The following is a 13,749-nucleotide window of genomic DNA, read 5'->3' on the forward strand; positions in this document are numbered from 1 at the left end:
GGGCAGGTTGCCTACGTGTTACTCACCCGTCCGCCGCTAACTATCAGAGAAGCAAGCTTCTCTTCAAGTCCGCTCGACTTGCATGTATTAGGCATGCCGCCAGCGTTCGTCCTGAGCCAGGATCAAACTCTCCAATAAAGTATTGAAAAGAGCGATAAGCTCATTTTGAATCTGACGAGATTAAAAATCTCATTTGTGCTCCAGCCGATTCAAGCCAAGGCTTATTTCTAACTTTCGCGTTCATTCTGCAAGCAGAATGTTTACTCACTCGTTGTTCAGTTTTCAAAGATCAAACTTGTTTTGTTACCGAATGTCGTTCTCTTCAGCAACTCTTATATATTACCATGTCCAAACCAACTTTGCAAGCTCTTTTTTTAAGTTTCTTTCGAAGCTTATTTCATTCGCTTGCCGCACCGTGTAAACCGTGTTTTCTTGGCCGGAATTAGAATATACCATGTACAGATAAGGAACGCAAGTCTTTATTCGAAAAAGATTAATTCTTATAAACTTAGTATCCTATTATTCCTTTTAACAAGTATCTCCTTATAGCCGTCCAAAATCATACATCTGCGCACTTCCTTTGATGAATCGGAGTAATTAACTTACATGCGCAAAAGGTTCCCCGTATACTCCCTATCCAATTATAAAGAAACTCATGTTGTTTAGAGTACAGACTCATCAGGTTATAGAAACTTATTAACCGATGATTTCATTGGATAAACAACCAACACATCATAGATCATTATATTCATTCCTTCTATATAGAAGGAAAACATTTTTGGAATTCTTTTATCCCAAGAAAAGAATACAAAAAAAAAGCGAAAGCTCAGGGTATAATCCCGTTGCTTCCGCTTCTTTCATTTATAAGATAATAAACGTATCTCAGATAACTCTTCGTTACACCTAACGGACTCTTACTCTCCGCCAATAAATACGTATCGACAGATTACGATGATCGCTAAGATCCACATGAGCCAGTGAATTTTCACTTTGCGCTCTGTCACCAAGTTACTGAACACCGCCAGAATCACATAAGATACGATACCAGCAGAGATTCCGTTCGCAATTCCGCCTGTGAAAGGCATCAATACAATGGTAAGGAACGCTGGGAAAGCTTGCAGGAAATCATCCCACTCGATGCTGCGCACTTGACTCATCATAAGCACACCCACAATGATCAATGCCGGAGCCGTTGCAGCGGATGGAACAACTAGCGCAAGTGGCGCGATAAACAGGGCCAAAATGAATAGCAAACCTGTCGTAACGGAAGTCAGTCCTGTACGTCCACCTGCCTCAACGCCTGAAGCACTTTCAACATATGCCGTAATGGTACTTGTACCCAGTGCAGCACCTGCGCTGACACCAACTGCATCGACGAGCATCGCTTTACCGATGGTTTTCTCGCCTTTTTTCTTATCCTTCATAATGCCCATACGTGTTGCAGTACCTACCATCGTACCGAACGTGTCGAACAATTCAACGAAGGTAAAGATGAAGATAATCTCAAACAATCCGAGACTGATAGCACCTTTCAAATCCAGCTGTCCAACCGCCAGATCACTGAAGTTAGGCAACCAGCTTGCGCCTGAAAGACCACTCAGATTCGTAACGCCCATCGGAATACCAATCAGCGTTGTTGCTACGATCCCGATCAATAGAGCGCCTTTGATACGCATAACCATCAATATAGCAATAAGGAGCAAACCAATCAGTGCAAGCAATGCATCATGATGCGTTATAAAGTTCCCTAATGATAGATTAAAACTGCTACCTGGAATCGGCTGACTCAGATCTGCGTCTGGTGCAACATTAACTGTTACAGCCACGAGATTAGCAAGTTTGAAACCGATAATGGTAATAAAGAGACCGATACCTACCGTAATGGCCATTTTGATCGACTGTGGAACTGCTACAAGCAACATTTGCCGAATCTTCGTCACGGTTAAAATAATGAACACGATACCGGAAAGGAATACCGCTCCGAGAGCAGCTTGCCAAGTAATCGCTCCATTCGAACTTAGAACGACAGTCATGAAGTACGCATTCAGCCCCATACCTGGTGCAAGTGCGATCGGAATATTCACGAACAATCCCATAATAATAGTCATTAATCCGGCGCCGACGGCTGTTGCAAAGAATACTGCATTATCCGACATCCCCGCCCCGGCTTGACCCAAGAACAACGTATTCACAAAAAGAATGTACGCCATTGTCATAAAGGTAGTGAGACCCGCAACAATCTCCGTTCTAACGTTTGTTCCGTTTTCTTTTAATTTAAAGAAACGATCCATAATTCACTAACTCCCCCTTAGAGATGTTGAAGCCATATTGAAAAACGACAAATGACCCTGATGAAGATTCTTCACCCAGGGTTCAGCTGACAAGGAGCGGCACGATGCCTTTACTAAGAACAAAAAAAATTCTAATGTGCGGTGATGTCCCCGCAATCATGTAGAATTCATGTGCTTAGCCTTCTCCTCTTCGTAGCCAGATCATTAGGGTGATCTCGTAGAGACTCCCGAGCCAATTCTCGGGATTATACGAATTAGTATGCGCTATTTGTTTGTTTCCCATCACTATTTTAGGAGGGCAGTATGTTTTTGTCAATGAGAAAAACGAATATTAATCTCACCCTTATATAATATCGTTCGTATTATTTAACAGATTGAACCAGTTCAGCGGTTTACAACCCAATTGAATACGCTTTTTTCGACGAGATCTCAAGGGAATATGTTCATTCTGTCAGACTGCAATCAGCAAATTAATATAAAAAACTACCCTGATCAAAGGGCAAGAAGACCTCTGATCAGGGTAGTTTTTGTTTCTGATGCGATTAAGCTATCAGGTGAGTCATGATTTTGGAATAACGATGTCTGGTATTCCGAAATCATATAATGATTAGGTATATGGAGCAAATTGCGACATGTTCCGGAGCTACTTTTTGCCGGATCAGTCCTATGTTAATTACATCTCTGTCTGCGGAGCATTCTGTATCTCTTGCCGTTCCTGATTCGTGTTCGTTGTTACGTCAGAGGATAACTCTTGGTTTCTGGTCTGATCGGAAGAAGCATCCGCTGCCTCTAAGTTCACAAATGGAAAGTCCCCCGAACCGGAAGCCAGGTCTTGCACACCTGAGCCGCATCCTGCCAGCATCACCATCAGAAACGCACTTCCTATGCCCATCTTCCATTTGCTCATATAGTCGGTTTTACGCATACATTCAATTCTCCCTTCAGTAGCCATATAGCCTTTAGTATGTACTTATTGTACAGGCTGGACCTGAAAGGATCATGAAGTGAACTTTAAAATGAGATGAATTTCGAGACTCCAATCAAGTATCAGGTAGAGGCTAATTATTTTGATCTAATGAAAAGTTACTGACTACCTCTACAAACTTAACTATCATTATAAAATTACCGATATAAAACAAGAAAATTACGTATTATGGAGGTTATGAGATGTATTTTGGAAAAAAATTAGTTATGGGAGTGTTGTCTTTTCTATTGATAGCGGGATGTCTTTCTGGCGCTGTCGTAGCAAAGGATTCGAAAGCCAAGGGGTTTTCTATTGATGTAACAAGCAATTCAACCCTAATACCTGGTCAGGGTATTTCGGTGAACGTTGGAATTCTCAACCCTGGCGCCCCTCATGAAAAGGGAGACGTCCAATCAGCGACTATCGTTTTGAGCTATGATGAGAATATTTTTACAACGGATGAAGCTGAAGTACTACGGTTTGACGAAACACTAGGAAAATACATATGGAGAGACGATGCCTTTATCATTCCTACCGACTATTTTGAATCCAAGGATTACACGATCCAAAATCCAGAACCCGCAGATCTTGACCCTAATGACGGTAAACAAGAAATTATTATTTCGATTTCAGCCAAAAATGGTAAATCGATTAGTTCTTCCTCCGGCGAAGCATTTATATCTTTTTATCTAAAAACTAAAGAGGACAGTTTGAATAAACAAACGTCTATTGAAGTTTTACCTGCTATGACTCTCTTGGTAAATCATACTGGAGAAACGATTCAGAGTTATAACACAACACCAGCAAATATCTTCGTTTCTATTCCAAAGAACATTTTCGTTGTTGCAGGGACAATGCGACCTGACTTTCTACCATTCATTTTCAGTTTAAATGATGGCAACGAACTGAATGCACTTGCATACTTTGAAAATGGAGATGCTGTCTATGTAACGGATATGGTCACATGGCATTCAACAAACACAGAAGTATTACAGCCCCATGGAAACGGCAACATTCAAGCTGTAGGCTTAGGAACCGCCTCAGTAAAGGTCACATTCGGTTCTATAACTGGTGAGAAGAAGATTAAAGTTGTAACACCTGCTACTGCCGCCATATTGAATGCAGAGCCTGAGCCATATGCTACCGTAATTAGATCAGATTCCAAGCCAATAGAAGTTCAAATTATTATAAATGGCAAAATAATTGCAGATTCAGGTCGCATCGTTAGTGGGTCAGTATACATTCCTTTACGTGCTATCAGCGAATCCTTCGGTGTTGTCGTAGGCTATGATTCCTCCAAGAAGTTACCAGTGCTCTATGGCAGTCCCCTGACACAGTCCAGAAATATCTCGGGAACTTCATATGTTAAAGCAAAGGATCTCCCGTCTCTTCTTGGCGCAAACATTAAATGGAGCAATGCAACTAAGAAATTGTATATAGAGTATCCTTCCAAACCTTAATACTCAACATAATAGCTTGAGCACAAAAAATACTCTTCTCTATTTGCTGAAATTCACAGATAGAGAAGAGTATTTTAATTATGCATTTAAATTTATATTACCTTCTACTCCCACTCGATCGTTGCAGGTGGTTTGGAAGTTACGTCATAGACGATACGGTTTACGTTATCAACTTCGTTAACAATCCGTACGGAGATTTTCTCCAGCACATCCCAAGGGATACGTGCCCAGTCTGCAGTCATACCGTCGATGGATGTTACGGCACGGATACCTACAGTGTAGGAATACGTACGCGCATCACCCATAACGCCGACACTCTTCATGTTCGGCAGGGCTGTGAAGTATTGCCAGATTTCGCGGTCGAGACCGGCTTTGGCAATTTCTTCACGCAGGATGTAGTCGGAATCACGAACGATGGTAAGTTTCTCTTCAGTAACCTCGCCAAGAACACGGATCGCAAGACCCGGACCAGGGAACGGCTGACGGTGAACAATTTCGTCCGGCAGGCCACACTCGGTACCGACTTTACGTACTTCATCCTTGAACAGCGTGCTCAGTGGCTCGATCAGTTTAAAGTTCATGTCTTCAGGCAGACCGCCCACGTTGTGGTGGGATTTGATCGTCTGTGCAGTCGCTGTACCACTTTCCACGATGTCCGTATACAGTGTACCTTGTGCCAAGAATGCAAAATCATCGAACTGCTTGGACTCTTCGTCAAATACGTAAATAAACTCGTTACCGATGATTTTACGTTTTTGTTCTGGATCATCCACCCCAGCCAGTTTGGACATAAAGCGCTCTTGTGCATCAATTTTGACAACTTTCATGTCAAATTTGCCGACAAACGTCTCCATTACACTTTCTGCTTCGCCTTTACGCAACAGACCGTGGTCGATAAACATACACGTCAGTTGATCACCAATGGCTTTGTGAAGCAATGCAGCTACAACGGAAGAATCTACACCGCCGCTAAGCGCACACAGAACTTTGCTGTCGCCCACTTTTTCACGAATGTCTTTGATCGTGTCATCGATGAATGTCTCCATCGTCCAGTTGCCTTCGCAACCACAGATTTCGAACAGGAAGTTACGAATCATGTCGTTACCGCGAACAGAGTGACGTACCTCCGGATGGAACTGAACAGCATACAATTTACGCTCATCGTCGCTCATGGCAGCGATTGGCGCACTTTCCGTGCCTGCATCCAGTTTGAAACCTGGAGGAAGTGTAACCACGTGGTCACCGTGACTCATCCATACGGTATGTTCGCCTTCAATGCCTTTTGCCAGTGTAGACCCAGCAGCAAACTCAAGGTCTGCTTTACCGTACTCTCGCTTCTCGGAACGTTCTACTTTACCTTCAAGCTGTTGAGCCATAAGCTGCATTCCGTAGCAAATACCGAAGATCGGCAAGCCCAGATCATAAACACCTGGGTCCACGTGTGGAGCGTTCTCAGCGTATACGCTGGACGGACCACCCGAGAATACGATTCCTTTTGGTGCCATTTCTGCGATCTTTTCCGCCGGTGTATTATACGGCAAAAGCTCGCTGTATACGCCAAGATCCCGGATTCTTCTGGCGATTAACTGGTTGTATTGGCCCCCAAAGTCAAGGACAACCACAATCTCATTCTGCTTATTCATAACCGTGCCTCCCTCAATTCAATGAAACTAATTATACGCAACGACAAAACATACCGTCAAGGAAAGGCGAAACTCCTTTTTTCGACATCTCAAAACAAGGGTTACCGAATGTCTCAGAATATGAAATTTCGAATAGAAAGCTTGACAGCAAGATGCTGGTTCAAGTGTATGATCGTGGAAAGACGCCTCGTTCTCAGCATAGTGAGAAAGGCGTCTTATGTATGGCATGCAACGATCAACAAACACTGCACAGTAAACCATAGAATAGATATGCCAGTGGTGAGCATCATCCGTCAACAACCTGCCAAACTGTATGGGAAAGCGATAGCGAGAGATAACTCCACGGCAGGTTGTGTGGCGCCCTTGTTGTAACATCCTTGTGTTACAACGTCTGCAAGCGCTGGGCCAGACGAAGTGCCCGACGCAGGAAGTCCAGACTGTCCGCGCGCAGCGGACGGTCTGGCCCGTACAGCAGCCGTTCCCAGTCGGCTGCAAACCGCGCGATGTCCGCGCCGTCCACGCCTGCGGCCAAAGCCGGTGACGCTGCATATTCACGCAGCGTCATGCCCGGCGGCCGCGGGCCGTACCGGCGCGCGAGCGCGGCCCAGACCGGAGCGGCGGCACCCAGCAGCCGCTCGCGGTCTGGGAAGCTGCTGCGTGGCCACGCCAGCAGCAGCCTGATCCGCAGCGCGGGGCGTAGCCGCCGCATGCGGACTGTGGCAGCGGCGCCCAGCAGGGCCGCTGCCACAAGGGCTGCCGCGAGCCATGGCTCCGCGGCAAGGGCCCGTGCGCGGGCGATCAGCCATGCGCCCGCGTAAGCCACTCCGCCGTTAGTCATCGGCGGAGTCACTTCACCTGCCTGCTGCCCGGCGAGCGCTGCAGCATCTTCGCCCACGCCTTGCGCCATGGTGAAGCCTGGCGTGGCCTCGAACGGCATCCAGCCTGCACCCGGAAAATACACTTCTACCCAGGAATGTGCATCTCCTTGGGAAATGATGTACTGACCGGGTATTTCCGGGTCAGCTACGCCCGAGCCAAAGCCTTTCACCCAACGTGCGGGAATTCCCTCTGCACGCAGCAGCACAATCATGGCTGTCGAGAAATGATTACAATACCCCTGCCGTGTGACGAATAGAAAATCGTCCACAAAATCTGTTCCTCGCGGTGGCATACGGGTATCTAACGTGTATTCCGCATGAGCAGCCAGATAAGTTTTCACGGCTTGCACAGCGTCATAACGCGTATCACTTCCTTGCATGATTTCCTTGGCGAGACTCTTCACTCGACCCGGGAGTGTCGCGGGTAATTGCAGATATGTTCTCCGAATAGAGGCCGGATCTTTCCCTTTATCCGTCTCCCCAAGCTGACGTAACTGTTCAGGCGATGCCACTGGAACCATGATGTCCGCTGTATAATGTTTAACCGTCTTATCATTCCCGGAGCCTGCGAGCCACAACGTTGCGGAATCTCGATTAGACAGCAAAGAGAGCAAGTTCTCCTGATTATCCTTATTCTTATCCTGGAACGATACGTTAACCGGTATGCCCCCGGTAAAAAGTGGATTCGGTCCCTTCCACTCTCGCTGCATCGTAACGGTTTGACGAATGCGACTCCAATAGGTTGGATTCTCCCATCCATCTGTTCGCAGCAATCCGGCCGGACTCGCCATTTCGAAGCTTTGACCAGGATCACTCCAAGTACTACCGTTATAATATGAACGGGTCTCTCCCCGCCAATACGTCACTTCCGGACTTTTCGCCGTAAAAAAGATGGAATTGCCCTGCACCAAAGGTGCTCCCATTGGCGCATCCGCTGTGCTATATCCAGTGACCGCTGTTGCAGCAGGGATACTATTGTTCTGTGTATAACCTGCCCAGCGAGCTAAGCGTTCACCCATCTGTTCCAGGGATATACGTTCCGGTTGAGGTATGGAAGCGAACTGACCAGGTAATGCAGAGCAAAGTACCATACCTGCAGAAGCCACAATGGTTACAACACTCCAACGACCATAGGGACTGCCGCGATAACTCGGGGTAGTTACTCCTCCGTTAAGACGAAGTAGCTGAAGCAGCGCCTGAATAAGAATAATCCATAGGACAGACCTTATCACTGAAGCATATACATCCAGCCCAGCAAAGGATTCAAGCAGAAGCAAATAGAGCACCGTTGCACTGCCAAACAGCATAACGCTACGACGGTGCAATACAAGGGATTGTACCGAAGCCATGAGCATGCTCCAGCCGCACATCATGAACAAACCTCTCGTTTCTGTACTAATCGAATGAAATCGCCAGTTATTCATAAACGTGTCCATATCCGCTGAAAGTATTCCCGGGTATGCAACTGCCCAACGGGCAGGATCACTTCCTCCGTACATCAGACATAGCGCAGCGAGTGCAATGACCAATCGGATCAGTACTCCCGTGACCCAGCCTGTACGAATTAACCCCGCGAGCAGCAAAGCTCCCGTTAATCCCGCCATCACGGACAAGAACCGTTCACTGCCCTGCTGATTCGATGACGTCACAGGATATATCCATTCCAGAGACAGTATGAGTAAAATGGCTGAAATAAAAAATTTGTACAGGACAGGTACTGCAACATGACCTTCATCCTTTACATCGGTAACCATTGTCTGGTTCACAGCTTGATATATAGAATGAGCCGATCCCATATTGGCTTCTACGGACTCCCTGTCTACCGCAGTAGAATTCGGTCGATCGTTTCCATTATGCTCCCACATCCGTTACCTCCGCCTTTCCCATTGAAGATAACGCGCTCTCTGTGACCGAATGGATCGGCACCCCGCTGTGACGAAGCTGCTCCAAACTCAAACTGTCATATCCCAATCCATTCATCGACCTATCGGTTGGTCCTAACTGGGTCGATTCAGTCAGCTGCACCTCTACGCGGTAACCCAACCCAATTGCAGACAAGATCCATTCTGCTAGAACCTGATCCAGCTTACCTGTGAGAACCACAATTCGCGACCCGCTCGCCAGCCCATCCAGCATCTCCGTTCCGAGCGAAATCGAGACAGATTCTGCCTTGGATATTCGTGCCCCCGCAAGCTTGTCCAGTCCATGATTCTCATCATTCGTATGGAATGGTCCCTGTTGCCTGTAATCTTGTGGGTCATAGCTCTTATTGCCACCTTCCATCCACAGATGATAAGGAATGTCATCCCGTTCAGCGGTATGAACCCAGCGGGCAGCTGCACGAACCACACGTTCAAAAGCAGGTGAATCCATGATCCCCGCCTGTTTCACGTCATAACCCGACGCGGCTTCATATACAAGGATGCCCAGCGAAGCTAAATCTGTGGTTTCGGGCAAAAATGTCTGAAGTCGACCCGTTTTGGCTGTACTTTTCCAATGAACACGTCCCAGCGGATCCCCCTGCTGATATTCACGGAATTCAGGACTACGGTTTCCCTGACTGTTTCTTCGTTCAGACAGCGTCCCTTCGAGCATCGCTGCGAATTCTACCGAATCCCCCTTCCCCCAAGCCGTTGCTTGAGGAACAACAATCAAGGGCGTGTCGCCTGTGGTCTCTGCCGAGAGCGTATTCCAGCCAAAGATATCTCCCCAGTACAATCTTCCCGTATCCCATCTATAGACTCCTCTGCGTAAACCAGAACATTCATATTGATAGGTAAATTGACGCCGTGTTCCCGGAAAAATCAATTTGCGATGAACACCTGCAGGTGTGTTCTCACACAGAACGATCCATAACAATGGAATACGGCATTCGAATTCCAGCTCGACCAGAACCCGCACCTGCTCGCCTGCCTCAATCCGGTTCGTGTGCATTTTCCGATGGATGTGAATACGCCGTGGTCTGAACCAATGGAGAAGCAGACCTCCTGTGAACATCAAGAAAGCCATAACGGATAGAAACAACGCCGCTTTCCCTCCATGCCACTGATACAAGGAAGCAAAAGCCACCACCAAGACAGCACTCACAATCCGTTGTCCCAGCGCAGTCATTGCCTGCGTCCCCTTCCCTGTGATGCCATTTGTACAGGTACCGGGACCGATGACAACGCTTCTTCAATGACTTGTACTTGCCCCCAAATCTCCGCTCTGTTCTGGGCCTTTAATTGAATACGATGGGAAAGAACAGGCACAGCCACCTCTTTCACATCATCCGGAATGACATAGCTGCGTCCTTGAAGATAGGCAAATGATTGCGCAGCAGCCATCCAGGCCAATGTTCCACGCGGGCTGATGCCCAGTCTTACCGCCGGAAGGCTGCGAGAGGCCACAGCAACTGCCACCAGATACTGTTTAACAACCGGATCAACATGTACTTGTTTGACTTCACGCTGCATGGCTACGACCTCTTCAGCAAGCAGGACAGGGCGAAGCTCATCAAGCTCTTCTCTACCTTGCATGCGGGTTAACAATTCCAGTTCCTGCTCTGGATCGGGATACCCCAGTCCAATCCTCATAATAAATCGATCCAGCTGCGCTTCAGGCAGACGGTACGTACCCTCGAACTGTAACGGATTCTGTGTAGCCAGCAGAAAGAATGGGCGTGGCAAGGCATAGGTTGTGCCATCAACCGTAATACGTCGTTCCTCCATTGCCTCCAGCAGGGCAGACTGAGTGCGGGGTGAAGCCCGATTTATTTCATCAGCCAGTACGATGTTGGACATGACGGGTCCGGGCCGAAACTTGAATTCAGCTGTATGCGGGTGGTAGATTGAAGTGCCCGTAACATCTGCCGGCATCACATCGGACGTGAACTGAATCCGGCCCATGGAGCAATCCAGCGCAGAAGCAACAGCACGAACCAGCATCGTTTTCCCCGTACCCGGTACATCTTCGAGAAGTACATGGCCTCCACTGAGCATTGCAGTGAGAACATAACGAATCTCTTGTTTTTTGCCAATAATCACACTTTCAACACGCTTCATGACTCTGTTTAGCAATTCAACCGCATGTTCATGTTCCATTCGAATATAAGACATTTCTCCTATTCTCCTTCCGTCCATCAGCATTTCTGAGCCATAGTAATCTATGATTCAGTGTTGCCCGGAAGTAGAGAGAATAGTCCTGCAAGAATGACTTTCTTCAGATCATTTTATACTTATATATGAGGTTCATTGCTGAAATGGATATGGAAGAGCCTGCCTTCACCGACCACTCTGCTTCATTACTCGTTAAGGAATTCACCCTTAATCCCATCTGCTCCAGCAACTCACGTAACGGGACCCAAATGGTCCCCCCCTGACTCTGTACTGCTCCTGTTTCAATTGCCCCCGTCGTTGTCAGTGTTCCACTTACACTGTCTGCATGCATCGTTCTTTCCTTCCATACAGCTGTGGCTGTCCTTGTTTCAGGGTCCCAGCGAATGCTGCCCCCGAATTTTTTCATAAACGTACGCAAAGGCACCATGATTCGCTGACCTTCCATACGGAACTCACCCGGTTGCAAGGTAGCCGCGGCCAATCCCACCTCTACCTTCAGCTTCTTGCTTGCGAGCCACAACGTCGCATTCGCTTCTACATGCTCTGCAATCCAGGACTTTCCTGGTGCCTTGCGCGCCTTATACTTACCATCTGGATGTACACGGAATTGAATCGGTTGATCCGTACTCTTCATGGTGTCAAAACGATATCCGTGATCACGATAATATTTGATAATACCCGGAAGTGCTTTGACCGTTTCAGCATGTGCGCCTCCGTCATGCATCAGAACTATGACCGAACGTGCTCCCGCAGGTACTTTGGTCGAATTGCTGAGGATCTCTTTGGCTGGAACACCTTTACGCTTGGAGTCCCCACTGTCGACGTTCCAGTCCATAACCGTGTAGCCACCCAATTGCAGCAAATCAAAATAACTTTGATCAAAATGCCCGTATGTACCGCCTGGTGCTCGCACCAGATTCGGACGGAAACCGGTTATACGCTCCAGCACTTCCTCTGTCTGCTTGATCTGTTTCCAGAACACTTTAAAATCACTGTATAGCTGTTCGTATTGATGATTGAACGTATGATTGCCCAGTGCATGTCCATCCTCCACAAGTGCCCGGATTAACTCGGGATAACGCTCTGCCTGCTCACCCAATACGAAAAATGTAGCTGGAACCTGCTCCTTGCGTAAAATATCCAATACTTCACGGGTATGGTTACCCGGTCCATCGTCAAAACTCAGATAGACTACCTTATCTTGATTATTCTTTTCTGCCGAGACAAGCTCATCTGAGCCCGAAGCAGAAGAGGCATCAGCCGTGCCTGCATATACAGCAAATGCACATAACAATATAGCAATTCGCACTAGAATGACAGACCATTGTCCAGATAAAAACATATGTATGGATGTTGCGGAGTTTTCCCCTTTTTCCTTGATGCTAAATTCCGGTCTCTGTACCATTTACGAATCGACCTCCACCGTCTCTAGTAATTTGCTGATAGACTTCAGCAGTTTTGTTAGAATTATATGGAGGCTTCATTGAAAAAAGACGCGATTTTGTTTAATAATTTTTCACAATTTGGTATGGAGCGTGATTGATTCTTCGCCTCGGATTAGGTAGCATAATGGACAGGCAGAATGTGCATAAAACACCTTGGAGAGGAATCATGCTCCCACCCCGTCTTCAGGAGAGTGAAATCTATTGGAATTGCTTGAAAAGATCCAACATCTGTTTGGGTCCTACGGATACAGCGTCTTGTTTTTTGGCTTGTTGCTTGAATTCATCGCACTCCCCTTTCCGGGTGAAACAACGATGGCTTACGCAGGGTTCCTCTCCTATAAAGGACATCTCGATTTCGGAATCCTCACCATACTGGCTTTTCTGGGAACGACGATTGGCATGACCATCACATATTTTATTGGAGCCAAAGCAGGTTTGCCCTTCATAACACGTTACGGAAAATGGTTTTTACTGAAGCAGGACAAGCTCGATAAAACACAAAAGTGGTTTGCCAAGTATGGTAATGCCTTGATCTTCATCGGTTATTTCATTCCGGGAGTACGACATTTCACCGGGTATTTCGCAGGCATAGCTGCTGTTCCTTTTCGCAAATTCGCTCTCTACGCCTACTCAGGCGCGTTGTTCTGGGTTGTTTTATTTCTAGGCATTGGTAAAATATTCGGGCCCCAGTGGAATGCCGTATTCCATCTGGCTCATCAATATGCAGCATATATCGTGGGAGGAATCGGCCTATTGCTCATCGTAGCCGTGCTTTACCGTTACCGCAAAGCATGGACAACAAGATCCGTATCAAAGCCTGCCCCTGTTCGACAAAGACAAAAGTGAATTCAAACGAACGTCTATCTATAAGTAAGGAGCCGCGTATCATCGCGGCTCCTTTTTTGCGTTTATCCTAACGGTGTAAGAACTAACCATTCTTTTATGTTTTTGTGATAATCCGAATTCATCCA

The 13,749-nt window shown here is 46.9% G+C and carries 9 protein-coding genes, 1 rRNA gene and 1 riboswitch; of the genes, 2 read left to right on the forward strand and 8 right to left on the reverse strand.

The window, feature by feature from the left end; genetic code table 11:
* The 3 genes from PAHA3_RS25990 to PAHA3_RS26000 all read right to left on the reverse strand — a co-directional run.
* Positions 1-138 (reverse strand): 16S ribosomal RNA (locus PAHA3_RS25990); the annotation flags it as partial.
* A 776-nt stretch (positions 139-914) separates the two neighbouring features.
* Positions 915-2,291, reverse strand: a complete 1,377-nt coding sequence (locus PAHA3_RS25995; RefSeq protein WP_062837576.1) for an NCS2 family permease — start codon at positions 2,289-2,291, stop codon at positions 915-917.
* Between the two features lie 173 nt (positions 2,292-2,464).
* Positions 2,465-2,564, reverse strand: a riboswitch (purine riboswitch).
* Between the two features lie 400 nt (positions 2,565-2,964).
* Complete coding sequence (locus PAHA3_RS26000) at positions 2,965-3,216, reverse strand: hypothetical protein (protein ID WP_062837577.1); 252 nt, start codon at positions 3,214-3,216, stop codon at positions 2,965-2,967.
* Positions 3,217-3,458: 242 nt separating this feature from the next.
* On the opposite strand from PAHA3_RS26000, the gene PAHA3_RS26005 reads away from it, so the two are divergent.
* The gene (locus PAHA3_RS26005) at positions 3,459-4,715 is read left to right on the forward strand and encodes a hypothetical protein (protein WP_062837578.1); all 1,257 of its coding nucleotides are present in this window, start codon (positions 3,459-3,461) and stop codon (positions 4,713-4,715) included.
* Positions 4,716-4,819: 104 nt separating this feature from the next.
* Here the strand turns inward: PAHA3_RS26005 and guaA are convergent, their stop codons facing one another.
* The 5 genes from guaA to PAHA3_RS26030 form a co-directional block, all read right to left on the reverse strand.
* A complete protein-coding gene (gene guaA / locus PAHA3_RS26010) occupies positions 4,820-6,358 on the reverse strand; it encodes a glutamine-hydrolyzing GMP synthase (protein ID WP_062837579.1) in 1,539 nt (512 codons plus the stop codon).
* 382 nt (positions 6,359-6,740) lie between these two features.
* On the reverse strand, positions 6,741-9,101 hold the full coding sequence (locus PAHA3_RS26015; protein ID WP_062837580.1) for a DUF4129 domain-containing transglutaminase family protein: 2,361 nt from the start codon (positions 9,099-9,101) through the stop codon (positions 6,741-6,743).
* Complete coding sequence (locus PAHA3_RS26020; RefSeq protein WP_062837581.1) at positions 9,088-10,347, reverse strand: DUF58 domain-containing protein; 1,260 nt, start codon at positions 10,345-10,347, stop codon at positions 9,088-9,090. Before PAHA3_RS26020 ends, PAHA3_RS26015 begins: the two co-directional genes overlap by 14 nt.
* Positions 10,344-11,333, reverse strand: a complete 990-nt coding sequence (locus PAHA3_RS26025; RefSeq protein WP_062837582.1) for an AAA family ATPase — start codon at positions 11,331-11,333, stop codon at positions 10,344-10,346. The genes PAHA3_RS26020 and PAHA3_RS26025 overlap by 4 nt, the downstream gene beginning before the upstream one ends.
* Before the next feature lie 103 nt (positions 11,334-11,436).
* Entirely contained in the window at positions 11,437-12,738 is a 1,302-nt protein-coding gene (locus PAHA3_RS26030) for a polysaccharide deacetylase (protein WP_062837583.1), read from the reverse strand.
* A gap of 241 nt (positions 12,739-12,979) precedes the next feature.
* On the opposite strand from PAHA3_RS26030, the gene PAHA3_RS26035 reads away from it, so the two are divergent.
* Positions 12,980-13,624 carry a DedA family protein gene (locus tag PAHA3_RS26035; protein WP_062837584.1) on the forward strand — a complete coding sequence of 215 codons (645 nt, stop codon included), beginning with the start codon at positions 12,980-12,982 and terminating at the stop codon, positions 13,622-13,624.
* Positions 13,625-13,749 lie beyond the last annotated feature (125 nt).

The sequence above is a fragment of the Paenibacillus amylolyticus genome (assembly GCF_001570725.1).
In the GTDB taxonomy this organism is placed as follows: Bacteria; Bacillota; Bacilli; order Paenibacillales; family Paenibacillaceae; genus Paenibacillus; species Paenibacillus amylolyticus_A.

Bases quoted from the DNA above. Each gene is read 5' to 3' on its own strand.
- guaA (WP_062837579.1), bottom strand. From the start codon at position 6,358: ATGAATAAGCAGAATGAGATTGTGGTTGTCCTTGACTTTGGGGGCCAA.
- PAHA3_RS25995 (WP_062837576.1), bottom strand. From the start codon at position 2,291: ATGGATCGTTTCTTTAAATTAAAAGAAAACGGAACAAACGTTAGAACG.
- PAHA3_RS26005 (WP_062837578.1), top strand. From the start codon at position 3,459: ATGTATTTTGGAAAAAAATTAGTTATGGGAGTGTTGTCTTTTCTATTG.
- PAHA3_RS26015 (WP_062837580.1), bottom strand. From the start codon at position 9,101: ATGTGGGAGCATAATGGAAACGATCGACCGAATTCTACTGCGGTAGAC.
- PAHA3_RS26025 (WP_062837582.1), bottom strand. From the start codon at position 11,333: ATGTCTTATATTCGAATGGAACATGAACATGCGGTTGAATTGCTAAAC.
- PAHA3_RS26020 (WP_062837581.1), bottom strand. From the start codon at position 10,347: ATGACTGCGCTGGGACAACGGATTGTGAGTGCTGTCTTGGTGGTGGCT.
- PAHA3_RS26000 (WP_062837577.1), bottom strand. From the start codon at position 3,216: ATGCGTAAAACCGACTATATGAGCAAATGGAAGATGGGCATAGGAAGT.
- PAHA3_RS26030 (WP_062837583.1), bottom strand. From the start codon at position 12,738: ATGGTACAGAGACCGGAATTTAGCATCAAGGAAAAAGGGGAAAACTCC.